Origin of the sequence: Halomonas fontilapidosi, assembly GCF_014192285.1 — a bacterium.
In the GTDB taxonomy this organism is placed as follows: domain Bacteria; phylum Pseudomonadota; class Gammaproteobacteria; order Pseudomonadales; family Halomonadaceae; genus Halomonas; species Halomonas fontilapidosi.
Genome location: NZ_JACHXQ010000007.1, coordinates 103,792 through 126,973, shown reverse-complemented (window position 1 = coordinate 126,973; position 23,182 = coordinate 103,792). Strand labels below are relative to the sequence as shown.

Here is a 23,182-nt window from a genome sequence, read left to right as displayed (position 1 = left end):
GTCGCGATCAGCGCGCCACGACCGGCTCAGGGCGCGACAGGATCCAGACGCCGACCAGGCATAACCCGGCGATAAGCGACAGCTTTAGCCACCAGAGGCTCACGGTAAGCGCCAGCACCAGCATCGAGACGATCAGCATGGCGGAGGCGAGCCACTTGGCATGGCGGGGAATGGCCCGTTCACACTCCCAGGCCACCACCGCAGGACCAAAGCGCGGATGTTCGCGGATCCAGGCGGCGAAACGCGGCGAGCCCTTGGAAGCCGCCCAGACCGCCAGCAGCATGAAGCAGGTGGTCGGCAGCAGCGGCAGGAAGGCACCCACTACGCCCAGCCCGAAGCTGACCCAGGCCAAGGCAAGGAAGGCGACACGACGAACGACGGGCATCAGGGGCTTACTCCCGATAGTCGGTTATCACTCACATTGAAGAGCATTCTGCCACGCAATGCCAATCGCAGTCGGCTATGGACGCCATCGGACTGACCTGGATCAGGGAATCCAAGGCGACGCTCAATCGCGGAAATTGTCGAACTGCAGCGGCAGATCCGGACCGCCCTCCCCGCGCAGCAAGGCCATGACGGCCTGGAGATCGTCACGCTTCTTGCCGGTGACCCGGACCTTCTCGCCCTGGATCTGGGCCTGGACCTTCAGCTTGCTCTCCTTGATGCGCTTGACGACGTCCTTGGCCTCCTTCTGGTCGAGCCCCTGCTTGAGGATCACCTCCTGGCGGGCCCGAACCCCGGAGAGCTGCGGTTCCTGGACGTCCATGCAGCGGGCATCGATGCCGCGCGCGATGAGCTTGTTGCGCAACACGTCGAGCATCTGCTTGAGCTGGAAGTCGACCTCGGCCTCCAGCGAGACGGTCTCGCCATTGAGCTCGAAGCTCGCGGTCACGCCCTTGAAATCGAAACGGGTCTGAATCTCCCGGTTGGCCTGATCCACGGCGTTGCTGGCTTCGTGCTTGTCGAATTCGGAAACGATGTCGAACGAGGGCATGGAATATCCTGGTAGAAGGTGACGGGTAAAGGAAGACGCTCAGGCATGATTCTATCAGCCCTCAAGTGCCCGCGCGGCCTCCTGAACGACGCCCAGCGGCTTGGCCATCTGCCAGCCCGCACAGCCGTCCTCGTAGTAGTCGCTCAACCAGCGCTCGGGGCGAAACCCCATCCGCCGGTAGAGTCCCAGCGCCACGCGGTTGTCGACGCGTACCTCGAGGCCCAGCACCTCGACATCACGCGTCAACGCCTCGGCCTCCAACGCCTCAAGCAGCCGCCGGCCCAGGCCGCTGCCGCGCGCATCGGGGTGCACGCAGAAGGAGTAGAGCCGGGCACGGCGGGTGCCGCGACGGAACAGCAGGGTAGCGTAACCCAGCAGCCTCGGAAGCCCGCCATCGGGTGGCCGCTGCTCGACTACCAGCGTCAGGGCATGCGCGCGGTTGAGCAGATGCCATAGCTGGCGGCGACTGAAGCGATCGCCGCTGAAGGCCACCTGCTCCAGGCGGTAGAGGGCATCCAGATCATGGCCGAGGGCACGGCGCAGGGTGGCGGTCATCGCGACTCTCCAGCAAGTTCGAGACGATTGTGATCATGGCCAATATCGCTGTCACCGGCGTTGAAGATGAAATCTTTTCACTCGAATTCCGGCTTGTCCGGGCGCGGGCTCAGGCGCATGCTGGCCGCATTCCGGCGGCACGTCGCCGCCCCAATCGGACCCCCAACCATGTGCCCGCTGCGCATCGTCGTCGACCGACCAGAAGATTGGCGACCCTACTACCCCTCCGAAGACCTGGTCACCGCCGACGACTTCCTCGCCCAGGACCGACAACACCGCAGCGGCGAGGAGCAGGATCGCACCACCCACGTGATCAACCTGTGCGGCGAACTCGACTACCTTGGCACGGGCTACTATGTCTCGCTACTGGCGCAAGCGCGGGGACAGCGAGTCCTGCCCGCGGTCGAGACCCTCAACGCCCTGGGGCGCAAGGCGCTGGTCGACCTGCAGCTGGATGGCCTGGTCCCGCTGCTGGGTGACCTGGCCCGCCGAGGCTCGTTGCCTGGCGACCAGCTGACGCTGCGGGTCCTGTTCGGCGAGTGCCGAGAGCCGGCCCTGGCACCGCTGGCGCGACGGCTCTTCGAGCGTCTGCCCTGCCCCTTGCTCGAGGCACGCCTGGTGCGTCGCCACCAGGTATGGCGCCTGGCGCGTCTCAAGCCACTGCGACTGCGCGACCTGGCGCGCGAGGAGCAGGACCTGTTCGCCACGGCCCTCAACCGCCACTCGCGCAAGGTCTGGCGCACCCCCAAGGCGCGGCGCCGCTACCGCTTCGACTTGGCGGTCCTGATCGACCCGCAGGAGGCCCTGCCGCCCAGCAACCGCGGGGCGCTGAAGGCCTTCATCCGCGCCGGACGCAAGCTCGGCATCGATGTCTCGCTGATCACCCGCAAGGATGCCGGTCGGCTCGCCGAATTCGACGGCCTGTTCCTCCGTGAGACCACGGCCCTCGACCACCACACCTATCGCATGGCGCGGCGGGCGGAGCACGAGGGGCTGGTGGTAATCGATGCGCCCCGCGACATCCTACGCTGCACCAACAAGGTCTACCTGCACGCCCTGCTGCGCGCGCGCGGCGTGCCGGCGCCGAGAGGCATCCTGCTCAAGCGCGGCGACCGCCGCCCGCTCGACGAACAGATCGCCAACCTGGGCTTTCCGCTGGTCCTCAAGATTCCCGACGGCGCCTTCTCACGAGGCATCGTCAAGGTCGAATCCATACAGCAGCTCGAACACGAGGCCGAGCGTCTGTTCGCCACCTCGGCCCTGCTGCTGCTCCAGGAGTGGCTGCCGACCGAGTACGACTGGCGAATCGGCGTACTCGACGGCCAGGTGCTCTTCGCCAGCCGCTATTACATGGCCCGCGGCCACTGGCAGATCTACGATCATTCCGGCGCCCGGGTGAAGAGCGGCGGCTTCACCACCCATGCCCCCGACGAGGTCCCCGCGGCCGTGATCAAGGCGGCGCTCAAGGCCACTCGGCTGATCGGCGACGGCTTCTACGGCGTGGACCTCAAGCAGGCCGGGGAGCGGGTGGTGGTAATCGAGGTCAACGACAACCCCAACGTGGATGCCGGCATCGAGGATGCCGTGCTCGGCCGTGCCCTCTACGAGCGCATCATGCGGGTCTTCCTGGCGCGCATGGAGGCCCGCGTAGGCGAACGGACGTAAGCCGCGGAGGCTGACGCCCGTGCGATTGTGACGTATGCTATCGCTTTCCTCGACAAGCCTTGTACAAAGAAGGGAGCTCCGATGAGCGATCGCGATACCCGCCACCAGCAGGCCATGCAGAAGCTCAAGTCTCGCGTCGATGAGAAAGTCGCCGAGGCCACCGAGCAGCGCGGGCTGATGCTGGTCTTCACCGGCAACGGCAAGGGCAAGACCACTGCCGCCTGGGGCACCGTGACCCGCGCCCTGGGCTACGGCTACAAGGTCGGCGTGGTGCAGTTCATCAAGGGCCTGTGGGAGTGCGGCGAGCGCGAGCGGCTGGTCGAGGATCCCAACCTCGAAGTCGCCATCATGGCCACCGGCTTCACCTGGGACACCCAGAACCGCGAAGCGGATACCCAAGCCTGCCGCGAGGTGTGGGCCGAGGCCGAGCGGATGCTCGCTGACCCGGGCGTCTATCTGGTGGTACTCGACGAGATCACCTACATGCTCAAGTTCGGCTATCTGGACATCGCCACCGTGAAGCAGGCGCTGGCCGAGCGTCCCGCCGAGCAGACGGTGATCATTACCGGGCGCAATGCCCACCGGGAGCTTACCGGCATGGCCGATACCGTCACCGAGATGCAGGAAGTGCGCCACGCCTTCAACAACGGCCTCCAGGCCCGCCGCGGCATCGATTTCTGAGCAACCGCCACCCGAACGCAGGAAGGCCCCACCTGAGGTGGGGCCTTCCTGTATCTGCGACTTCGCGAGCCGCCGCGCCGTCGGTCAGCCCTCGAAGGGATTGCGCAGCACGATGGTCTCGTTGCGGTCCGGGCCGGTCGAGATGATGTCGATTGAGGTGCCCACTCGCTCCTCAAGGAAGCTGATGTAGGAGCGCGCATTGGCCGGCAGGTCCTCGATGCGACGCGCCCCCAGGGTAGACTCGCTCCAGCCCGGCAGATCCTCGTACACGGGCTCGATGGCGGCGTAGCCCTCGGAGTCCACGGGAGTATCGAGTACTTCGCCATCCTTGCCGCGATAGCCCACGCAGACGCGGATATTCTCCAGGCCGTCGAGCACGTCGAGCTTGGTCAGGCAGATGCCGGAGACCGAGTTGATCTGCACCGCGTGACGCAGGGCCACGGCATCGAACCAGCCACAGCGGCGCGCGCGGCCGGTGGTCGCGCCGAACTCGTGCCCTTTCTCGGCCAAGTGGCGGCCGTGATCGTCAAACAGCTCGGTCGGGAAGGGGCCGGAGCCGACCCGAGTGGTGTAGGCCTTGGTGATGCCCAGCACGTAGTCCAGGTAAAGCGGGCCGACGCCGGAGCCGGTCGCGGTGCCGCCGGCGGTGGTGTTGGAACTGGTCACGAAGGGGTAGGTGCCGTGGTCGATGTCCAGCAGCGAGCCCTGGGCCCCCTCGAAGAGGATGTTCTCACCGGCACGGCGATACTCGTGCACCAGGGAGACAGTATCGCAGACCATGGGGCGCAGTTCCTCGGCCATGGCCATCGCCTGGTCTAGGACCTGCTGGAAGTCCACCGGCTCTTCCTCGCGGTGATACTTGGTCAGCACGAAGTTGTGATAGTCAAGCAGCTCGCCGAGTTTGGAGGCGAAACGCTCGCGGTGCAGCATGTCGCCGAGACGCAGGCCACGGCGCGCCACCTTGTCCTCATAGGCCGGGCCGATGCCGCGGCCGGTGGTGCCGATCTTGGCCTCTCCGCGAGCCTTCTCGCGGGCCTTATCAAGGCGCACGTGATAGGGCAGGATCAGCGGGCAGGCGGGCGACAGGCGCAGGCGCTCGCGCACCGGCACGCCCTTGCTCTCCAGCTCGCGGATCTCCTCCATCAGCGCCTCGGGCGACAACACCACGCCGTTGCCGATCACGCAGGTCTTGTCATTGCGCAGGATCCCCGAGGGGATCAGATGCAGGACGGTCTTCTCGCCGTCGATGACCAGGGTATGGCCGGCATTGTGCCCGCCCTGGAAGCGCACCACCGCCGACGCGGACTCGGTGAGCAGGTCAACCACCTTGCCCTTGCCTTCATCACCCCACTGGGTGCCCAGTACGACTACGTTCTTGCCCATTGGTCTCTCGTCTCTCGTTGCGGCACCGCGCCCGTGAAAAGGCCCAGGGCCGAGGTCATTGACCGCGGGCCTTCAGGCCCGGTTGTGTAGCGTCCCCAGGAGGCGCGGCTCCCAGCGACCGTCGATACGTTCCATCTGGCGATCGCAGCGGTGTTCCGCCGGCCCGGTACGCTGCCCGGGCAGCGCCTGCACGACCCGCTCGCCCTGCTGGCGCAGCGCCTGCAGGGCCTCCGTCAGCCCCTCGCCGTCGGCCGGGGCCCAGATACCATCCGCTGCGGGCTCCGCAGGGGCCAGGGTGGCCAACAGCTTGAGGTCCATGGAGAAGCCGGTGGCGGGCCGGGCGCGGCCGAAGGCGCGGCCGGTATCGTCGTAGCGCCCGCCCTTGGCCAGCGCCTGGCCGTAGCGCGGCACATAGGCGGCGAACATCATGCCGGTGTGATACTGGTAGCCGCGCAGCTCGGCCAGGTCGAAGTAGGGCGCGATCCCGGGGTACTCGGCGAGCACCCCATCGACCAGGGCGCGAAGCTGGTCCAGCGCGGCCCCCACGGGCTGTGGGGCCTCCTCGAAGACTTCACGGGCCGCCTCCAGCACCTCAAGCCCGCCGTGCAGGTCTCCCAGGGCGCGGAACATCGCCGCGAGCCCCGGGTCGCGCACGCTCTCCTCCACGCGTGCGGCAAGCTCGCCCGGCGACTTGAGGGCCAGGGCGTCGAACAGCGCGCGCTCCTGGTCGGCGTCGAGTCCCGCGACCTGCACCAGGCTGCGGTAGATGCCGATATGGCCCAGCGCCAGGTGGATCTCCGTCGCCCCGGCGGTCTCGAGGCTGGCCAGTGCCAGGCGCAGGATCTCGAGGTCGGCCTCCAGTCCGGCATGGCCAAACAGCTCCACGCCAACCTGAACCGGACTGCGCCCGCCCTGATGCTGATCGGCCTTGGCGCGCAGCACGTTGGTGCAGTAGCAGAGCCGCACCGGACCCTGGCGACGCAGGGAGTGGGCATCCATGCGCGCCACCTGGGGCGTGACGTCGGCGCTGACGCCCATCATGCGGCCGGTCATCTGGTCGGTCAGCTTGAAGGTCTGCAGATCGAGGTCGGTGCCGGTGCCGGTGAGCAGGGAGTCCAGGAACTCCACCGGCGGTGGCATCACCTGGTCATAGCCCCAGCGGTGATAGAGGTCGAGCAGCGCACGGCGCAGCTCCTCCATGCGGCTGGCCTGAGGCGGCAGTACCTCGTCCATGCCGTCGGGAAGCAGCCAGCGGTCAGCGATGGTCATGTCGTTCATCCTGCAAGACGATGGTTGGCCTGCGACGATGCCCGAGTCGCGCGAGGCGTGCTGGCGAACGGGAGCGCCGGGGATGGAGAGGCCACAAAAAAACCGGGCCACGCCCGGTTGAAGGATTCTACCACGTTTACTGGCGGGTTGAACCCCGACCGGCGGGCGGCGCACCGCCCGCCGAGTGGGTCACTCGTCGGCGCCCTGCGGGCTCTTGAGATACTGGAAGAACTCGCTGGAGGGATCCAGCACCAGCATGTTGTCATCAGCCTCGAAGCTCTCGCGATAGGCATTGAGGCTGCGCCAGAAGCTGAAGAACTCCTCGTCCTTGCCGTAGGCATCGGCGAAGATTGCGGCGGCTTCGGCGTCACCTTCACCGCGCAGGGTCTCCGAGCGAGCGCGGGCCTGGGCCAGAAGCACCTGGCGACGGCGTTCAGCGTTGGCGCGAATGCGTTCGGCCTCTTCCTGACCCTGGGCACGCCATTCGCGCGCCTGGCGCTCACGTTCGGAGCGCATGCGCTCGTACACCGCCGACGAGACATTGTCCGGCAGGTCGATGCGCTTGACGCGGATGTCGCGCACCGCCACACCCAGTTCCTCCCGCATCAGCTGGTCGAGGTCTTCGGTGGGGCCCGTCATCAGGTCATCGCGACGCTCGGCGATGATCTGCTGCAGGTTCAGACGGCCGAACTCGTTACGCAGGCTTTCGTCGACCCGCGGCTGGATGAGTCGGCTGGCCATCAGCTCATCACCGGCCGTGGCCTCATAGTACTGGGTCGGGTTGACCACCTGCCACTGGACGTAGGAGTCGACGATCACCGCCTTCTGCTCCAGCGTCAGGTAGCGGCTGGGGTCGGTATCCAGCGTCAACAGGCGCGTATCGAAGGTGCGTACCGTCTGCGTGATCGGCACCTTGACGTGCAGACCGGGCTGGATGTTCTCCTGGACGATCTCGCCAAAGCGCAGCTTGACGGCGCGCTCGGTCTCGTCCACCACGTAGAGGCTATTGCTGGCCAGCCACGCCACGGCGGCCAGGCCACCGACGATGAGCAGGGAACGATTATTGATCATTTAGCGGCCCTCCCTGCTGATACCACTGTTGCTGTTACTGCTGTTACTGCTGTTCGACTGGCTTGAGCGCATGCGTTCGAGCACGCGGGGATCCAGCCCCTCGTTGCTACCCGACTGGGCAGCACCACCGGCCGTGCCGGCGCCATTGAGGCGATCCAGCGGCAGGACCATCAGCGGACTGTTCTCGGAAACATCGACCATCACCTTGGCGGTATTGCCGAACACCTCGCTGAGAGCATCGAGGTAGAGGCGCTCGCGCATGATCGACGGAGACTGTTCATACTGCCCGAGTAGCGCGTTGAAGCGGCTGGCCTGACCTTCGGCCTCGGCGACCACCGATTCGCGATAGCCCTGCCCCTGCTCGACGAGACGCTGGGCCTGACCCTGAGCCTCGGGAATGATGGCGTTGGCGTAGGCGATGCCCTGGTTGATGGTACGCTGGCGGTCCTCACGGGCCCGGATGACGTCATCGAAGGCGTCCTGAACCGCATCGGGTGGCGCGGTGGACTCGACGTTGAGCGTCTGCAGCAGAATACCGGTACCGTAATTATCCAGGTAGGACTGCAGGCGGCTGGCCACCGAGCTGCCGAGAATCTCGCGCCCGGAGGTCAGGATGTCGATCATGTCGGTCCCGCCGACCACGTGGCGCAGCGCGCTGTCGAGGGCGTTCTCGAGGCTGAGTTCGGGATTGCGAACGTTGAGCACGTAGTTGCGCGGATCGGCCACCTGGAACTGCGCCGAGATCTCGACAGAAACGATGTTCTCGTCCTGGGTCAGCATCGACTGTGTCTGGGTGACCGAGCGAACGCGGGTCACGTTGACCATGCGCACGTCATCGACCAGCGGCGGATTCCACTGCAGACCGGGCGTGACGACTTCCTGGAATTCGCCGAAGCGCAACACCACCCCGCGCTCAGACTGATCGACCAGATAGAAGCCCGAAGCCGCCCAGATGGCCAGGGCGACCACCACCAGCAGGCCCGGCAGCGTGAAGGGATTACGCGGCTTGCTGCCGCCCCCCTTGCCACCGCCGGAGCCACCGCGTTTGCCGCCGCGACCGCCCAGCATGTTGTTGAGTTTGTCCTGAAACTTCTTCAGGGCCTCATCGAGGTCGGGCGGCCCCTGATTGCCACCGCCCTTGCCTCCGCCGCCACTGCCACCGCGGCCGCCCCCACTCCAGGGGTCGTGCTGGTTGCCACCACCAGGCTCATTCCAGGCCATACGTCGTCTCCACTATGCGTTGCATCCCTCTACCGGACGTGCCGGCGACGGACATCGGTTGCGAACCTGCGGGTATCGCCCGGCGTGGCCCGGCGCCCCTGTCATCGTGTTGTGGCTACTGGCCTCACGCCTCCCACACCGGCGGCGCCTGTAGCGTCGCGGGCAGATAGTCGTCGGCGTGCTCGCCCAGTCGCGCCATCAGTTGCAGGAAGTCGCGCCGTGGCAGGCGCACTTCCAGCAGCGTATGTCCCTCGTCATCGAAACGTTCTTCGCGCACGGCGCCCAGCTCATGCAGGGCAGCACGCAGCTTACCCTGCTCCGGCGCCAGACTGAGCTCGAAGTCGATGATGTCATCGGCCAAGCGCTCCGATAGCGCCTGCTCCAGCAGGTCGAGGCCCTTGCCGTCGCGGGCCGACAGCCAGACAACCTCGGGCCGACCCTCACCGTCGCGTTCGATGCGCGGTGCGCTGTCGAGCAGGTCGATCTTGTTCATGACCTTGAGGCTGGGCACCTCGAGAGCGCCGATCTCGTCGAGCACCGCCTCGACCTGAGCGACGTTGAGCTCGCGGTCAGGGTCGGCGGCATCGATCACGTGCACCAGCAACGACGCCTCGGCGGCCTCCTGCAGCGTGGCGCGAAAGGCCTCGACGAGCTTGTGGGGCAGGTGACGGATGAAGCCCACGGTATCGGCCACTACCACCGGCCCCACGTCCTCGATCTCGAGGCGACGCAGCGTGGGGTCGAGGGTAGCGAACAGCTGGTCGGCCGCATAGACCTTGGCGGACGTCAGGGCGTTGAAGAGCGTGGACTTGCCGGCGTTGGTATAGCCCACCAGCGAGACGCTGGGAATCTCTGCCCGGGAGCGGGCTCGACGGTTCTGGCTGCGCTGGCTGCGCACCTTGTCGAGCCGCTTGTGAATCGCCTTGATGCGTGCCCGCAGCAGGCGGCGGTCGGTCTCGAGCTGGGTCTCGCCCGGTCCGCGCAACCCGATGCCGCCCTTCTGGCGCTCCAGGTGGGTCCAGCCGCGCACCAGTCGGGTCGACATGTACTCGAGCTGGGCGAGCTCGACTTGCAGCTTGCCCTCATGGGTTCGGGCACGCTGGGCGAAGATGTCGAGGATCAGGCCGGTGCGGTCGATCACACGGCACTTGAGCTCGCGCTCCAGGTTACGCTCCTGAGAGGGGCTCAAGCCATGATTGAAGATCACCAGCTCGGCCTGGTGCACCGCCTTCGCCTCGCGCAGCTCCTCGAGCTTGCCCGAGCCCACGAAGGTGCGAGAATCGGGGCGCTTGCGACTGCCGGTGATCAGCGTCGCCGGCTCAGCGCCAGCCGAGCGCACGAGTTCGAGGAACTCTCCCGCATCCTCGCGCTCCTGCTCGTCCTGGAAGTCGACATGGACGAGGACCGCCGTTTCGCCGGCGTCGGGTCGTTCAAAAAACAATCAATACCTCACGCGTCATGTTCCGGCTGCGCCGCCGCATCCGGGGCCGGAAGACGCACATTGCGCGACGGCACCACGGTGGAGATGGCGTGCTTGTAGACCATCTGGCTGACGGTGTTGCGCAGCAGGATGACAAACTGGTCGAAGGATTCGATCTGGCCCTGCAGCTTGATGCCGTTGACCAGGAAAATCGATACCGGAATGCGCTCCTTGCGCAGGATGTTCAGGTACGGGTCTTGAAGGGACTGCCCTTTGGACATGTTGCTCTCCCTGAAGTGTCTCTTGGGGTTGATGTTATGTCGGTCTTGGTCGCGCCCGCCAGGGGGCAACGCTGGATACCCGGAGGGGCCTTTTCACCCGGCCACCGAAAGGCCCATCTTACGCTAAGTGCCGAATTCACGCACCAGTTTCAGCACCTCCCCGAGGGGAGCAGCGCCCAGACTGTCGACCCACTGCAGTCCCGGCCAGCGGCGCATCCAAGTCAGCTGGCGCTTGGCCAGCTGGCGCGTGGCGATGATACCGCGCTGTTCGAGTTCGCCACGCTCGAACGCCCCCTCAAGGTAGGCCCAGACCTGACGATAGCCCACACTCTTCATGGCGGGCAGGGACGCGGCGAGATCGTCACGCGCCTTGAGGGCTGCCACCTCGTCGATGAACCCGGCATCGAGCATCGCCGTAAAGCGCTGAGCAATCCGCGCATGCAGCACCCCGCGATCCGCCGGTGCGAGGCCTATCGACAGCGTGCGCCAGGAAAAGGTTTCGCGGCGCTGCTCGCCCCACAGCTCACTGAGCGGCCGCCCGGTCAGCCGATAGACTTCCAGCGCCCGCACCAGGCGTTGGGGGTCGTTGGGATGGATGCGCGCTGCCGAGGCCGGATCGACCCGGGCCAGCGCCTCGTGCAGCGCCGCCAGCCCCTGCTCTGCCATCGTGCGCTCCAGCTCAGCGCGCACGATGGGGTCCGACGCGGGCAGGTTGGCCACCCCCTCGAGCAGGTGCTTGAAGTACAGCATCGTGCCCCCCACCAGCAGCGGCACCCGGCCGGCCGCGCTGATCCGCCGCATCTCGCGCAGGGCATCCTCGCGAAAGTCGGCGGCAGAGTAGGGATCGACCGGGTCACGGATGTCGATCAGCCGGTGCGGCGCCCGGCCCAGCTCCTCGGGCGAGGGCTTGGCGCTGCCGATGTCCATGCCGCGGTAGACCATCGCCGAATCGACGCTGACCAGCTCGCAGCCCAACCGTTCGTGGAGCTCGATGGCCAGGTCGGTCTTGCCGGCGGCGGTAGGCCCCATCAGCAGGATGGCGGGGGGTCGCGAATCGATCATGGGGCTACTGTCCCCTCAGGAAGAGGCGGTCCAACTCCTTCATGCTCATTTCGGTCCAGGTGGGACGGCCATGGTTGCACTGGCCACTGCGCTCAGTGCGTTCCATGTCGCGCAGCAGAGCATTCATCTCCTCGAGCCCCAGCTGGCGATTGGCCCGCACGCTGCCGTGACAGGCCATGGTCGCCAGCAGCTCGTTGATGCGCGCCTCGAGCCGATCCGAGCGGCCGTAGCGCTCCAGGTCGGCGAGCATGTCACGCACCAGCGGCTCGACATCAGCATCGGCCAGCAGTACCGGCACCTGGCGCACCAGCAGGGTCTCAGGGCCGGCCACGTCGAGCTCCACGCCGAGGCGCGCGAAGGCGTCATGTTCGGCCTCGGCGGTGGCGACCTCGGCGGGACTCGCGGCCAGCGACACCGGCACCAGCAGCGGCTGGGCCTGTAGCCCCCTTTCGGCTCCGGTGTCACCGTGGACCTGGGTCTTCATCCGCTCGTAGACGATGCGCTCATGGGCGGCGTGCATGTCCACTACCACCAGGCCGCGCTCGGTCTGCGCGAGGATGTAGACCCCATGCAGCTGAGCCACGGCATAACCCAGCGGCGGCGCACGGGTGGCGTCCTCCTCGGCCATTGCCGGGCGCGGAGCCCGAGCCGCCTGCGTGGCGCGACGCTCCTCGAGGGCCACGCCCGCAGCGCTGCCACCCGGGGGCGGGGCGGCCGGCTGCGGGGTGAGCAGGCTCTCCTCGTGCTCGGGATGCAGCGCCCGGTAGCCTTCCATAAAGGCGCGCACCCGGTCGGGCGTCACGCGATCGCGACCGCCATCATCGGCCCCGCCACCCGCATCTTGACGGCCGGGCAACGACATCGGCTGCTGTTGCCAGACCGGCGCCGCCTCTTGAACCCCTTGGGCGGCCTCGGACGCCTCGGCTTGACTCTCGCGCTCGCTCCCTTCGCCGGGCCGAGCATCACCCAGCGCGCGATGCAGGCTCGAGAACAGGAAATCGTGGACCATGCGCCCGTCGCGGAAGCGCACTTCGTGCTTGGTGGGATGGACGTTAACGTCCACTACCCGAGGATCGACCTCCAGGTAAAGCACAAAGACCGGGTGGCGGCCATGGAAGAGCACGTCGCGGTAGGCCTGGCGAATGGCATGCGCCACCAGCCGGTCGCGCACCACGCGACCGTTGACGAAGAAGTACTGCTGGTCGGCCTGGGCCCGGGAGTGGGTCGGCAGCCCTACCCAGCCCCATAGCCGCAGACCGCCTACCTCCAGATCCAGGTGCAGGGCATTCTCCAGGAACGCCTTGCCGAGCAGCGACTGAAGACGTCGCTCACGAGCCACCGGCTCATCGCCGGGCGGCAGCTGGTGGAGCGTCTTGTGGTTGTGGCGCAGTACCCAGCCGATATCGAAGCGCGACAGCGCCTGGCGTCGGAAGGCCTCCTCGACGTGGCCGAACTCGGTCTTCTCGGTGCGCAGGAACTTGCGGCGTGCCGGGGTGTTGAAGAAGAGATCCCGCACCGTCACCGAGGTGCCGCGAGGATGCGGCGCCGGAGTCACGCGGGGCTCCATGCGCCGCCCCTCGGCCACCACGCGCCAGCCGCTGCGCGGGTCCTGGTCGGTATTGGACGTCAGCTCGAGGCGCGCCACCGAGCTGATCGAGGCCAGCGCCTCGCCGCGAAATCCCAGGCTGGCCACGCCCTCGAGCTCCTCCAGGGAGATGATCTTGCTGGTGGCATGGCGCGACAGCGCCAGCGGCAGGTCCTCCTCGCCGATCCCGCTGCCGTCGTCCCTGACCCGGATCGTGCGGGCGCCGCCGTTTTCCAGCTCAACTTCGATGCGCCGGCTGTCGGCATCGATGGCGTTCTCCACCAGCTCCTTGACCACCGAGGCCGGCCGCTCGACCACTTCGCCGGCGGCGATCTGGTTGGCCAGGCGGGGATCGAGGATCTGGATGTGTCGCTTCACTGACATGGGACTCCAAAATTAAGCCGTAAGCCGTAAGCCGTAAGCCGTAAGCCGTAAGTGAGTCTGTTGCCACCCAAACTCGCAACAAGGTTTTTCTTACAGCTTAAAGATTACAGCTCCCCGAAGGGGTCATGAGCGGGGGATGCGCAGCACCTGGCCGACCCGGATCACGTCGCCGTTGATCTCGTTGGCCTGCTTGAGCTGGGCCACCGGGACACCGTGACGGGCCGCGATCTCGGAGAGGGTGTCGCCGGGCTGAATACGATACTCGTTGCCTTCGGGGCTGCGATTGCGGTCGCGCCGCCAGGCCAGCAGGCTGGCCGGCGGCGGGTTGCGCTGGAAGTGGCTGCGGATCCCGCCGAACACGGCTTCGACCATCCGCTGCTGATAGGCCCCATCGCGCAGCCGGCGCTCCTCGTCGGGATTGGAGATGAAACCGGTCTCGACCAGCAGCGAGGGAATGTCCGGCGACTTGAGCACCATGAAGCCGGCCTGCTCGACCCGCGACTTGTGCAGCCGGTTGACTCGTCCGAGCTGGTCGAGCACCTGCCCGCCGATGGTCAGGGAGTCATTGAGGGTCGCCGTCATGGTCAGGTCGAGCAGCACCCCGCGCAGCACCTCGTCCTTATCGTCCAGCGACAGGCTGCCATCGACGCCGCCGATCAGGTCGGCCTGGTTCTCGCTGGCAGCCAGCCACTGGGCGGTCTCGGAGGTGGCACCCCGCTGAGACAGCGCATACACCGAGCTGCCGTTGGGCCGCGGGCTATTGAAGGCATCGGCATGAATCGACACGAAGAAGTCGGCCTTCTGCTCGCGGGCGATGCGGGTCCGCTGGCGCAGCCCGACGTAGTAGTCGCCATCGCGGATCATCACCGCCCGGAACCCCTCTGCCGCGTTGACCAGCCGCGCCATGCGCCGCGCCATCTCCAACACGACATCCTTCTCACGGGTGCCCGAGGGACCGATCGCCCCGGGGTCCTCGCCGCCATGGCCGGCATCGATGGCAATGATGATGTCGCGCCTGGGATGCGGCTTGGCCTTCTCCAGCACCGGGGCGGCGGCGACATCGGCCGGGTTGCGGCCCTGCGCCACGGCTTCGCTACGGGCGCGGTCGGCGGCGATCTCCTGTTCGCGTATCATCGCCTCGATAGGGTCGATAGGGTCCTCGACGGCGCTCTCGCCGGGATATTCCAGATCCACCACCAGCCGGTGACCGTACTGGTCGTTGGGGGCCAGGGTGAAGTGGCGGGGCTCGACCTCCCGCTCGAGCTCCAGCACCACCCGCAGGCCATTACCGTTGCGCACCCCGGTTCGCAGGGTACTGATGGCGCTGCCCTCGAGGTCCAGGCGGTCGGCGCTGGCATTGAGCTGGCTGTCTTGCAGGTCAATGACCAGGCGGCGCGGATTGTCGAGGCTGAACACATTGGCCTGTGCGGGAGAGGAAAGGTCGAAGACCAGACGGGCGTGGTCGGGTGCCGCCCAGAGGCGCAGGTTGTCGACGCTGGCGGCACTGGCCAGGCCGCTCGCCAACCCCAATAGCGCCACTCCCAGCCCCGCCAGCAGGCGTGCTCCTGGTCTCATGCATTTCCTCGCGATGCGTCAACTGCTTGTTCGTCCACCACCCAATCGGCCAGCGCCGGCACCGCCGCCAGCCGCTCGAGCACCGCCCGGCCATGGTCGCTGCGCGCCTCGAGCGACGCCTCGCGCCCGCTTTGGGCCAGCCGCAGGACCACGTCCAGGTCGGGGGGCGGCAGCCAGCCCTCGCCCCGCTCCGGCCACTCGATCAGACAGAGCGCCTCCTCGGCGAGCAGGTCACGGCCGCCGATGAACTCCAGTTCCTCGGGATCGCCCAGGCGATAGAGGTCGAAATGATGCACCAGCACTCCGTCCAGCTCATAGGGCTCCACAAGGGTATAGGTAGGGCTCTTCACCGCGCCCCGATGGCCACAGGCGCGCAGGATGCCGCGTGCCAGGGTGGTCTTGCCGGCTCCCAGCTCGCCGCTGAGATGCACGCGACCCTGCCCCCCCAGGGCACGGCCCAGGCATTCGCCGAGGGCAACCTGGCATTCTTCGTCATCGAGTCGCAGCAACATCGTCTTGGCCCGTCGTCGGGTTGACCAGAATTTGCGCACAGGATGCCAGATCGCCGGCCAGCAGACCACGCTCCCCTGCCTGTCGTGCCGCCATATCGGCCGCCAGGGCATGCACCAGCACACCGAGCCGGGCCGCCGTCTCGAGCGGCAGGCCCTGGGCCACCAGGGCCCCAAGGATACCGGAGAGCGTATCGCCCATGCCGCCGCTGGCCATGCCCGGATTGCCGAAGGGGCAGACGGCGAGCCCCTCGGGGCCAGCCACCAGGCTGCCGGCGCCCTTGAGCACCACCACCCCACCATAGCGCCGCTGCAGGGCCAGCGCTGCGGCGGGTCGGTCGGCCTGGACGTCGCTGGCGGAGAGGTCCAGCAGACGCGCCGCCTCACCGGGATGCGGCGTCAGAATCCAGTCATCGCGATACTGGCCACTGAAGCGAGTCGCCAGCAGGTTGAGGGCATCGGCATCCACCACCAGCGGCCCGTCGCCGGCCAGCGCAGATTGCAACATGCCCTGGCCCCAGCTGCCCTGGCCGAGCCCGGGCCCCACCACCACTACATCGGCTTGCTGGGGCAGCTCGCCGAGATCACCGGCGCCACGCACGCCGTGAACCATCACCTCGGGACGCCGCACCAGGCTGGCGGTCACATGCTCAGGCGCCGTGGCCAGGCTTATCTTGCCGACGCCCAGACGTGCGCAGGCCTCGGCGGCGAGCAGCGCCGCCCCGCCGAAGCCCGGGGCGCCACCCAGCACCAGCGCATGGCCAAAATCGCCCTTGTGAGCGCTGCGGGCTCGTGGCGGCAGCCAGGCGCTGATCATGCCGGCCTCGAGCAGATGGGCGGCGGGCTCAAGGTCCGCATTATCCTCGGCCTCTACGCCCAGTGCGCGGAAATCCACCTCTCCCGCCCACTCCGGTGCTGCGCCAGTGTGCAGCCCCAGCTTGTCGCCAATAAAGGTCGCGGTGCGACACGCCCGGACCGCCGTGCCGAGAATGGCGCCCGTATCGGCATGCAGCCCGGAGGGGATATCGATGGCCATCACGGGCAGGCCGCTGGCATTGACGGCCTCGATCGCCTCGCGGGCCTCGCCACGCACTTCGCCGCCCAGGCCGGTGCCCAGCATGGCATCGACCAGCAGTTCGCCGTCGAAGGCCAGCTCCGCGTGCCAGGCCACGGCTTCGACCCCGGCCGCCGTGGCCATGTCGGCGGCGCGCCTGGCGTCGCCGGAGAGCTCCTCGATCGGCTTGAGCAGGATACGCTGCACGGCGACGCCTTCGGCGGCGGCCAGCGCCGCCAGCACATGGCCGTCGCCGCCATTGTTGCCGCCACCGCACAGCACGCTGAGCGAGCGCACCTCGGGCCAGCGGGCCTTGAGGCTCTGCCAGGCGGCCGCGGCGGCACGCTGCATGAGGGCAAAACCTTCGATGCCGGCGGCGATGGTGCGCTTGTCGAGCTCGCGCACTTGCTCGGCGCGATACAGCGGCCGCGATGGGGTCGCGGCGTGTGGGGCTTCCCGGCTCATTCGATGCCTCCTCGTTCGGGATGCTTTACCATACGAGTGTAAAGTCTCTGCGCCCCACGCCAAGTCGTGGGGCCGATCTGCATGGTGTTTTCTCGATAATGACCGCAGTGTCCGCGCCGGGTGACACACCCGACATGAACGCCCTCGCCGAGCAGATCAAGGCCTGGGGCCGCGAGCTCGGCTTTCAGCAGCTGGGTATCAGCGATGTCGACCTGGCCGACCACGAGCGCTACCTCGAGCGCTGGCTCGCGGCGGGCTACCACGGCGAGATGGGCTTCATGGCCAAGCATGGCACCAAGCGTACCCGACCGGCGGAACTGGTTCCCGGCACGCTGCGGGTGATCAGCGTGCGCCTGGACTACCTGCCCGCCGAGGTGGAGACGACGAAGGTGCTCGGCCAGCCGCAGACCGCCTACGTCTCGCGCTATGCCACCGGCCGGGACTACCACAAGCTGATGCGCAAGCGGCTGGCGACCCTCGCCAAGTGGATGGAAGCCGAAGTGGGCGCCTTCGGCTATCGCGCCTTCGTCGACTCGGCGCCGGTGATGGAACGCGCCCTGGCCCGCAAGGCGGGGCTCGGCTGGTTCGGCAAGAATGCCATGCTGCTCAATCCCCGGGCCGGCTCGCTGTTCTTCCTGGGGGAGCTCTACACCGACCTGCCCCTGCCGGTGGATGCGCCCTTCGAAAGCGACCACTGCGGCAGCTGCAGCGCCTGCCGCAGTGCCTGCCCCACCGGCGCCATCGTCGAGGACCGGGTGGTCGATGCGCGGGCCTGCATCTCCTACCTGACCATCGAGCTTCACGGGGCCATTCCCGAGCGCTACCGGGAGGCCATGGGCAACCGGGTGTTCGGCTGCGACGACTGCCAGCTGGTCTGTCCATTCACCCGCTTCACTCGCGCTTCCCGCGAGGCCGACTTCGCCCCTCGTCACGACCTGGACCGAGCGAGCCTGGTCGCGTTGTTCGCCTGGAGCGAGGAGGAGTTCCTGGAGAAGACCGCCGGCAGCCCGATCCGACGCATCGGCTACGCGCGCTGGCTGCGCAATCTTGCCGTAGGACTCGGCAACGCGCCCTGGAGCGAGGCCGTGGAAGCCGCCCTGTGGGCGCGCCTGGCCTACCCCTCCGACCTGGTGCGCGAGCACGTGCGCTGGGCACTGGCCCGCCAGCGGGAGAAGCGCCAAGAGCTGATAGCCGTAAGCCGTAAGCCGTAAGCCGTAAGTTGGGAGCTTTATTCTTCCTCGTCGGTCTCGTCGTCGGTCAGACGCAGGAAGGTGCGGCGATAGTGCGCCAGCTCGGCGATGGACTCCTTGATGTCCTCCATGGCGAGGTGCACGTTACGCTTCTGAAAGCCGACCAGCGCCCCCGGGTTCCAGCGCTTGGCCAACTCTTTCAGGGTCGAGACGTCCAGATTCCGGTAGTGGAAGAAGGCCAGCAGCTCGGGCATCTCCCGCTCCAGGAAGCGGCGATCCTGATGGATGCTGTTACCGCACATGGGCGACGTACCGGGCTCGACATGCGCCTTGAGGAAGGCCAGCGTCTGCCGCTCGGCCTCGGCGGTGTCGACGGTGCTCTGCTTGACCCGCTTCACCAGGCCGGAGTCACCGTGGGTCCGGGTGTTCCAGTCATCCATCGCGCCGAGAAGGGTATCGGACTGATGCACCGCGATGACCGGCCCCTCGGCGATGATGTTGAGCTCGCTGTCGGTGACCAGGGTCGCCACCTCGATGATCCGCTCGCGGTTCGGGTCCAGCCCGGTCATCTCCAGGTCGATCCACACCAGACGCTGGCGGCGGGTGTCCTGGCTATCGGAGGTCGCGGAGGAGGAGTGCTCTGCCATAAAGGTTCCTTGCCTGGCGCTCGCTGACGACAGCGAACACCTTGGGTGAGTACAATGCCCCCATTGTAGCGAGCCTTAGGCCCCCATGAGCAAACGCAAGTTGAGCCGCCAGCAGCGCTGGCGCATCGAGAAGGTCCAGGCCGAGCGCGCCAAGCGTGCCGACCGGCGCGACTCTCAGGACGGCGAGAAGCTGGCCGCAGGCGAGTACGGGCCAGAGCAGAGCGGCCGGGTAGTCGCCCACTTCGGACGCACCCTGGACGTACGGCCCGAGCAGGGCGGCGCCGCCGTGCGCTGTCACCTGCGCGCCAACCTCGAGGGTCTGGTGACCGGCGACCGGGTCATCTGGCGCGCCGCCCACGACGCCAACGACGGCGTGGTGGTGGCCCGCGGCGAGCGTGACAGCGTGCTGGAGCGTCCCGACGTGCGCGGCCAGCTCAAGCCGGTGGCCGCCAACATCGATCAGATCCTGATCGTCTTCGCGGTGGAGCCGGCGCCCCACGCCAACCTGATCGACCGCTACCTGGTGGCCGCCGAGGCCACCGGCATCGCCCCGGTACTGGTACTCAACAAGATCGACCTGCTGCCGGCGCACGGTGGCGAGTTGCGCGACCTGCTGGGACGCTACGAGGCCCTGGGCTACCCGGTGGTCACTACCACCACCGAGCGCGAAGACGGTCTATCGGCCTTGCACGCTCGGCTGGCCGGACGCACCTCGGTCTTCGTGGGCCAGAGCGGCGTGGGCAAGTCCTCGCTGATCGACCGCCTGCTGCCGGACGAGGAACTGCGCATCGGGGCGCTGTCGAAGGACACGCGCAAGGGCACCCATACCACCACCACCGCGCGCCTCTATGATCTGCCAAGCCCCGCCACGGGGGAGCCATCCACGGTCACTGGCGGCGAGTTGATCGACTCGCCCGGGATCCGCGAGTTCGGCCTGGGCCATCTGGACGCGCAGCAGGTCACCGAGGGCTTCATCGAATTCCGCGACCATCTCGGCCACTGCCGCTTTCGCGACTGCCGCCACCGCCATGAGCCAGGTTGCGCCCTGCTCGCCGCCGTGGAACGCGGCGACATCCACCCCGACCGCTTTGCCAGCTATCGACGCATCCTCGAGAGTCTCGAGGAGACCTGATGCCAGGCGCCTGCTCCGGATGCCTGAATCCGGGGTCGACGTTAAGGAGCTGAATTTAAGGAGAGTGCACCATGAGTTCCGAAAACAACCTGCTCCCGCTGGTCATCGAGCCCGACCAGCTCGCCGACCACCTCGATGAGCCGTCGCTGCTGATCATCGATGTGCCGCTCAGGGCCGAGAGCTACGACCAGGGGCATGTTCCCGGTGCCGTCTTCCTGGATCATCGCCGGCTGATGCGCGGCGAAGAAGCGGACGGCGGCAGCGTGGCCAACGACGTGCCCACGGAAGAGACGCTCTCCCGACTGTTCTCGTCACTCGGCCTGACCCGCGACACCCATGTGGTCGCCTACGACGATGAAGGTGGCGGCTGGGCCGGACGCCTGCTGTGGACCCTCGAGCTGATCGGCCACACTCGCTACTCCTACCTTAACGGCGGCATCCACGCCTGGCGTGAGGCCGGCCAGCCCGTTTCCAGCGAGCCACACCCGCCCACGCCCAGCAACTACGAGGCGGAGATCCTGCACCCCGAGGTCGCCATCGATCGACTGGAGCTAAAGGAGCGCCTCGGCGAGAAGGGCTTCGCGATCTGGGATGCCCGCTCCCGCGCCGAATATGATGGCGAGAAGGGCGACAATGCGCGCCTGGGCCACATTCCCGGGGCGGTGAACATGGAGTGGACCGACGCCATGGACCGCGAGAACGCCCTACGGATTCGCGACTATGCCGAACTCGTGACCGAACTCGAGGCCCTGGGCCTGACCCCGGACATGGAAGTGGTGACCCACTGCCAGAGTCATCACCGCAGCGGCTTCACCTGGCTGGTGGGCAAGGCGCTAGGCTTCGAAAAGATGCGCGGCTATGCCGGCTCCTGGAAGGAGTGGGGCAACCGCGACGACACGCCCATCGAAAGGTAAGCCGTAAGCCGTTAGCCGTTAGCCGTTAGCCGTTAGCCGTTAGCCGTTAGCCGTTAGCCGTTAGCCGTTAGCCGTTAGCCGTTAGCCGTTAGCCGTTAGCCAGAATGTAGTCCCCAAGCCATGCAATAAGGGGGTTGCTTACAGCTTCAAGCTTATGGCTTACAAATACTGAGCTGATAGCTCGCTTTCTAATTCCCCGCTCCCCCTGAGGAACCATTCCTTCGTGACCCTAGCCAAGCTGTTTTCCCTGATTCAGTACCCCCTGCCCCACCACCTGCTCTCGCGGCTGGTGGGTGGACTCGCTGACTGCCGGTTGCCCTGGCTGAAGAATGCCCTGATCAAGGCCTTCATACGGCAGTTCAAGGTCGACATGGACGAGGCCGCCGAGCCCGACCCCACGGCCTATGCCAGCTTCAACGACTTCTTCACCCGCGCCCTGGAGGAGGATGCCCGCCCTATCGGCGAGGGCCTGATCGCGCCCGCCGACGGCACCCTCTCGCAGTTCGGCGCCATCGAAGCCGGCCAGCTGCTGCAGGCCAAGGGCCATCGCTTCTCGATGATGGAGCTGCTCGGCGGTGACGGGGAGGCCGCCCGCCGCTACCTGGGCGGCAGCTTTGCCACCGTCTATCTGTCGCCGAGCAACTACCACCGGGTCCACATGCCGCTCTCGGGCACCCTGAGGGAGATGGTCTATGTGCCGGGCCGGCTGTTCTCGGTGAACGCCGCCACCACCCGGCATGTGCCCAACCTGTTCGCTCGCAACGAACGGCTGGTGTGCCATTTCGATACCGAACAGGGCCCCATGGCGGTGGTGCTAGTTGGGGCGATGATTGTCGCCGCCATCGAGACGGTGTGGGCCGGGCAGATCACCCCCCTGCCCCGCGGTGACGTGCAGCGTATCCGCTTCGATAAACCGATCCGGCTGGAAAAGGGCGAGGAGATGGGCCGCTTCAAGCTCGGCTCCACGGTGGTGATGGCGCTCGCCGAGTCGGTCAGCTTTCACGATGACGAACGGGTGCCCGGCGACATGGTGCTGATGGGGCAGTCGCTGGGTAGCCTCTAGCAGCGCGGCGTGGCAAACGCCATGACCTCCGCCACGCTCGCCTTGCCCAGCGCCAGCTGGACCAGCCGGTCGAAGCCCAGCGCGACGCCGCTGCCCTCGGGCATGCCGTGCGCCAGGGCCGCCAGCAGGCGGGTATCCACATCCACCTCGGGCAGGCCCGCGGCCCGGCGGTCAGCGTTGTCCTGCGCGAAGCGCGCCGCCTGCTCCTCGGCATCGGTCAGCTCGTCATAGCCGTTGGCGAGCTCCAGCCCTTCCAGATAGAGCTCGAAGCGCGAGGCTACGCTGGCGCCGTCCTCGGGGTCGCGATGGTGACGGGCCAGCGCCGCCTGACTGGCCGGATAATCCACAACCACGTCAAGGCCCTCGCGCCCGAGGTGGGGCTCGATTGCAAGGCCCATCAGCAGGTCGAGGCAGCCGTCGCGGTCGCTATCCGCCATCTCCAGACCGCCCCGCTCGCCGGCCAGGCGGCGAAGCTCGTCGAGGGGGACGGTGAAGGGGTCGATGGCCAGGTGTTGGCGGAACAGCTCGCGGTAGCGGCGGCGGCGCAGCGGGCACGGCGTATCCCCCCATTCTCGGCCCAGCAGGGTACGCACCATGTCAGCGGTCTCTTCGATCAGCGCATCGAGGTCAAGGCCGGGGCGATACCACTCCAGCATGGTGAACTCGAGGTTGTGGCGCCGCCCCACCTCGCCGTCGCGCACGCTTCGAGCCAGCTGGAAGATCGGCCCTGAGCCCGCGGCCAGCAGCCGCTTCATGTGAAACTCCGGCGAGGTCTGCAGCCATAGCCGCTCGCGCCCGGCCGGCGTGGTGGCCTCGGCGCAGAGCGAGGCCAGATGCACCTCGGTACTGCCGCCGTGGCCCAGCACCGGCGTCTCCACCTCCAGCACGCCGCGCTCGGCGAAGAAGGCGCGCACCTCGGCGAGCAGGCGCGCCCGCTCGCGCAGGGTCTCGATCGTCGCCGTGGGGCGCCAGTCAATCGACATCGCGTTCTTCTCCAGAAACGACGAAGGCCACGCCTTAATCAGCGTGGCCAACGTAGCCGTAAGCCGTAAGCCGTAAGCC

The 23,182-nt window shown here is 67.3% G+C and carries 22 protein-coding genes; 6 read left to right on the top strand and 16 right to left on the bottom strand.

The annotated features are described in order from the left end of the window. Nucleotides 1-7: 7 nt before the first annotated feature. The 3 genes from FHR95_RS11500 to FHR95_RS11490 all read right to left on the bottom strand — a co-directional run bounded on the left by FHR95_RS11500 (nucleotide 8) and on the right by FHR95_RS11490 (nucleotide 1,549). Complete coding sequence (locus FHR95_RS11500; protein ID WP_040187870.1) at nucleotides 8-385, bottom strand: YbaN family protein; 378 nt, start codon at nucleotides 383-385, stop codon at nucleotides 8-10. A gap of 123 nt (nucleotides 386-508) precedes the next feature. Further along, nucleotides 509-994, bottom strand: coding sequence for a YajQ family cyclic di-GMP-binding protein (locus tag FHR95_RS11495; RefSeq protein WP_040187871.1), 486 nt, complete (start codon nucleotides 992-994; stop codon nucleotides 509-511). Between the two features lie 54 nt (nucleotides 995-1,048). Beyond that, nucleotides 1,049-1,549, bottom strand: a complete 501-nt coding sequence (locus tag FHR95_RS11490; RefSeq protein ID WP_183314482.1) for a GNAT family N-acetyltransferase — start codon at nucleotides 1,547-1,549, stop codon at nucleotides 1,049-1,051. A 168-nt stretch (nucleotides 1,550-1,717) separates the two neighbouring features. Here FHR95_RS11490 and FHR95_RS11485 point away from each other — a divergent pair, with 168 nt between their 5' ends. Both FHR95_RS11485 and cobO read left to right on the top strand, forming a co-directional pair. After that, a complete protein-coding gene (locus tag FHR95_RS11485; protein WP_183314481.1) occupies nucleotides 1,718-3,214 on the top strand; it encodes a RimK family protein in 1,497 nt (498 codons plus the stop codon). A gap of 81 nt (nucleotides 3,215-3,295) precedes the next feature. Then, nucleotides 3,296-3,895, top strand: a complete 600-nt coding sequence (gene cobO / locus FHR95_RS11480) for a cob(I)yrinic acid a,c-diamide adenosyltransferase (RefSeq protein WP_183314480.1) — start codon at nucleotides 3,296-3,298, stop codon at nucleotides 3,893-3,895. A gap of 84 nt (nucleotides 3,896-3,979) precedes the next feature. Here cobO and FHR95_RS11475 read toward each other — a convergent pair whose 3' ends face one another. From FHR95_RS11475 to FHR95_RS11425, 11 genes are all read right to left on the bottom strand, one after another. Continuing rightward, nucleotides 3,980-5,278 carry an adenylosuccinate synthase gene (locus FHR95_RS11475; RefSeq protein WP_040187875.1) on the bottom strand — a complete coding sequence of 433 codons (1,299 nt, stop codon included), beginning with the start codon at nucleotides 5,276-5,278 and terminating at the stop codon, nucleotides 3,980-3,982. A 72-nt stretch (nucleotides 5,279-5,350) separates the two neighbouring features. Next, nucleotides 5,351-6,547 (bottom strand): ATP phosphoribosyltransferase regulatory subunit, encoded by a 1,197-nt coding sequence (locus tag FHR95_RS11470; RefSeq protein WP_183314479.1) that lies wholly within the window; start codon nucleotides 6,545-6,547, stop codon nucleotides 5,351-5,353. Between the two features lie 189 nt (nucleotides 6,548-6,736). Beyond that, nucleotides 6,737-7,618: a protease modulator HflC gene (gene hflC, locus FHR95_RS11465; protein ID WP_183314478.1), complete on the bottom strand. Its 882-nt coding sequence runs from the start codon at nucleotides 7,616-7,618 to the stop codon at nucleotides 6,737-6,739. Beyond that, nucleotides 7,619-8,839 (bottom strand): FtsH protease activity modulator HflK, encoded by a 1,221-nt coding sequence (gene hflK / locus FHR95_RS11460; RefSeq protein ID WP_040187878.1) that lies wholly within the window; start codon nucleotides 8,837-8,839, stop codon nucleotides 7,619-7,621. 124 nt (nucleotides 8,840-8,963) lie between these two features. Next, on the bottom strand, nucleotides 8,964-10,280 hold the full coding sequence (gene hflX, locus FHR95_RS11455) for a ribosome rescue GTPase HflX (RefSeq protein WP_040187879.1): 1,317 nt from the start codon (nucleotides 10,278-10,280) through the stop codon (nucleotides 8,964-8,966). A gap of 8 nt (nucleotides 10,281-10,288) precedes the next feature. Continuing rightward, entirely contained in the window at nucleotides 10,289-10,540 is a 252-nt protein-coding gene (gene hfq / locus FHR95_RS11450; protein WP_040187880.1) for an RNA chaperone Hfq, read from the bottom strand. A gap of 123 nt (nucleotides 10,541-10,663) precedes the next feature. Next, nucleotides 10,664-11,602 carry a tRNA (adenosine(37)-N6)-dimethylallyltransferase MiaA gene (miaA, locus tag FHR95_RS11445; protein WP_183314477.1) on the bottom strand — a complete coding sequence of 313 codons (939 nt, stop codon included), beginning with the start codon at nucleotides 11,600-11,602 and terminating at the stop codon, nucleotides 10,664-10,666. A 4-nt stretch (nucleotides 11,603-11,606) separates the two neighbouring features. Further along, nucleotides 11,607-13,571, bottom strand: a complete 1,965-nt coding sequence (gene mutL / locus FHR95_RS11440) for a DNA mismatch repair endonuclease MutL (protein WP_183314476.1) — start codon at nucleotides 13,569-13,571, stop codon at nucleotides 11,607-11,609. A gap of 123 nt (nucleotides 13,572-13,694) precedes the next feature. Continuing rightward, on the bottom strand, nucleotides 13,695-15,146 hold the full coding sequence (locus FHR95_RS11435; RefSeq protein WP_183314475.1) for an N-acetylmuramoyl-L-alanine amidase: 1,452 nt from the start codon (nucleotides 15,144-15,146) through the stop codon (nucleotides 13,695-13,697). Beyond that, nucleotides 15,143-15,658: a tRNA (adenosine(37)-N6)-threonylcarbamoyltransferase complex ATPase subunit type 1 TsaE gene (gene tsaE / locus FHR95_RS11430; RefSeq protein WP_183314474.1), complete on the bottom strand. Its 516-nt coding sequence runs from the start codon at nucleotides 15,656-15,658 to the stop codon at nucleotides 15,143-15,145. The genes FHR95_RS11435 and tsaE overlap by 4 nt, the downstream gene beginning before the upstream one ends. Continuing rightward, nucleotides 15,639-17,174 (bottom strand): NAD(P)H-hydrate dehydratase, encoded by a 1,536-nt coding sequence (locus tag FHR95_RS11425; protein WP_183314473.1) that lies wholly within the window; start codon nucleotides 17,172-17,174, stop codon nucleotides 15,639-15,641. The genes tsaE and FHR95_RS11425 overlap by 20 nt, the downstream gene beginning before the upstream one ends. A gap of 98 nt (nucleotides 17,175-17,272) precedes the next feature. Between FHR95_RS11425 and queG the strand changes: the two genes are divergently transcribed. Then, complete coding sequence (queG, locus tag FHR95_RS11420; RefSeq protein ID WP_183314472.1) at nucleotides 17,273-18,385, top strand: tRNA epoxyqueuosine(34) reductase QueG; 1,113 nt, start codon at nucleotides 17,273-17,275, stop codon at nucleotides 18,383-18,385. Nucleotides 18,386-18,402: 17 nt separating this feature from the next. On the opposite strand, the gene orn is transcribed toward queG, so the two are convergent. After that, on the bottom strand, nucleotides 18,403-19,011 hold the full coding sequence (orn, locus tag FHR95_RS11415; protein WP_183314471.1) for an oligoribonuclease: 609 nt from the start codon (nucleotides 19,009-19,011) through the stop codon (nucleotides 18,403-18,405). A gap of 85 nt (nucleotides 19,012-19,096) precedes the next feature. Between orn and rsgA the strand changes: the two genes are divergently transcribed. The 3 genes from rsgA to asd all read left to right on the top strand — a co-directional run bounded on the left by rsgA (nucleotide 19,097) and on the right by asd (nucleotide 22,120). Continuing rightward, nucleotides 19,097-20,143: a small ribosomal subunit biogenesis GTPase RsgA gene (gene rsgA, locus FHR95_RS11410; protein WP_183314470.1), complete on the top strand. Its 1,047-nt coding sequence runs from the start codon at nucleotides 19,097-19,099 to the stop codon at nucleotides 20,141-20,143. 71 nt (nucleotides 20,144-20,214) lie between these two features. Then, nucleotides 20,215-21,057 carry a sulfurtransferase gene (locus FHR95_RS11405; protein ID WP_183314469.1) on the top strand — a complete coding sequence of 281 codons (843 nt, stop codon included), beginning with the start codon at nucleotides 20,215-20,217 and terminating at the stop codon, nucleotides 21,055-21,057. Nucleotides 21,058-21,280: 223 nt separating this feature from the next. After that, the gene (gene asd, locus FHR95_RS11400; RefSeq protein WP_183314468.1) at nucleotides 21,281-22,120 is read left to right on the top strand and encodes an archaetidylserine decarboxylase; all 840 of its coding nucleotides are present in this window, start codon (nucleotides 21,281-21,283) and stop codon (nucleotides 22,118-22,120) included. Here asd and epmA read toward each other — a convergent pair. Next, nucleotides 22,117-23,103, bottom strand: coding sequence for an EF-P lysine aminoacylase EpmA (gene epmA / locus FHR95_RS11395; RefSeq protein WP_183314467.1), 987 nt, complete (start codon nucleotides 23,101-23,103; stop codon nucleotides 22,117-22,119). The two genes, asd and epmA, sit on opposite strands and share 4 nt — an antisense overlap. Between the last annotated feature and the right edge of the window lie 79 nt (nucleotides 23,104-23,182).

Bases quoted from the DNA above. Each gene is read 5' to 3' on its own strand.
- FHR95_RS11500 (WP_040187870.1), bottom strand. From the start codon at position 385: ATGCCCGTCGTTCGTCGTGTCGCCTTCCTTGCCTTGGCCTGGGTCAGC.
- FHR95_RS11495 (WP_040187871.1), bottom strand. From the start codon at position 994: ATGCCCTCGTTCGACATCGTTTCCGAATTCGACAAGCACGAAGCCAGC.
- FHR95_RS11490 (WP_183314482.1), bottom strand. From the start codon at position 1,549: ATGACCGCCACCCTGCGCCGTGCCCTCGGCCATGATCTGGATGCCCTC.
- FHR95_RS11485 (WP_183314481.1), top strand. From the start codon at position 1,718: ATGTGCCCGCTGCGCATCGTCGTCGACCGACCAGAAGATTGGCGACCC.
- cobO (WP_183314480.1), top strand. From the start codon at position 3,296: ATGAGCGATCGCGATACCCGCCACCAGCAGGCCATGCAGAAGCTCAAG.
- FHR95_RS11475 (WP_040187875.1), bottom strand. From the start codon at position 5,278: ATGGGCAAGAACGTAGTCGTACTGGGCACCCAGTGGGGTGATGAAGGC.
- FHR95_RS11470 (WP_183314479.1), bottom strand. From the start codon at position 6,547: ATGACCATCGCTGACCGCTGGCTGCTTCCCGACGGCATGGACGAGGTA.
- hflC (WP_183314478.1), bottom strand. From the start codon at position 7,618: ATGATCAATAATCGTTCCCTGCTCATCGTCGGTGGCCTGGCCGCCGTG.
- hflK (WP_040187878.1), bottom strand. From the start codon at position 8,839: ATGGCCTGGAATGAGCCTGGTGGTGGCAACCAGCACGACCCCTGGAGT.
- hfq (WP_040187880.1), bottom strand. From the start codon at position 10,540: ATGTCCAAAGGGCAGTCCCTTCAAGACCCGTACCTGAACATCCTGCGC.
- miaA (WP_183314477.1), bottom strand. From the start codon at position 11,602: ATGATCGATTCGCGACCCCCCGCCATCCTGCTGATGGGGCCTACCGCC.
- mutL (WP_183314476.1), bottom strand. From the start codon at position 13,571: ATGTCAGTGAAGCGACACATCCAGATCCTCGATCCCCGCCTGGCCAAC.
- FHR95_RS11435 (WP_183314475.1), bottom strand. From the start codon at position 15,146: ATGAGACCAGGAGCACGCCTGCTGGCGGGGCTGGGAGTGGCGCTATTG.
- tsaE (WP_183314474.1), bottom strand. From the start codon at position 15,658: ATGTTGCTGCGACTCGATGACGAAGAATGCCAGGTTGCCCTCGGCGAA.
- FHR95_RS11425 (WP_183314473.1), bottom strand. From the start codon at position 17,174: ATGAGCCGGGAAGCCCCACACGCCGCGACCCCATCGCGGCCGCTGTAT.
- queG (WP_183314472.1), top strand. From the start codon at position 17,273: ATGACCGCAGTGTCCGCGCCGGGTGACACACCCGACATGAACGCCCTC.
- orn (WP_183314471.1), bottom strand. From the start codon at position 19,011: ATGGCAGAGCACTCCTCCTCCGCGACCTCCGATAGCCAGGACACCCGC.
- rsgA (WP_183314470.1), top strand. From the start codon at position 19,097: ATGAGCAAACGCAAGTTGAGCCGCCAGCAGCGCTGGCGCATCGAGAAG.
- FHR95_RS11405 (WP_183314469.1), top strand. From the start codon at position 20,215: ATGAGTTCCGAAAACAACCTGCTCCCGCTGGTCATCGAGCCCGACCAG.
- epmA (WP_183314467.1), bottom strand. From the start codon at position 23,103: ATGTCGATTGACTGGCGCCCCACGGCGACGATCGAGACCCTGCGCGAG.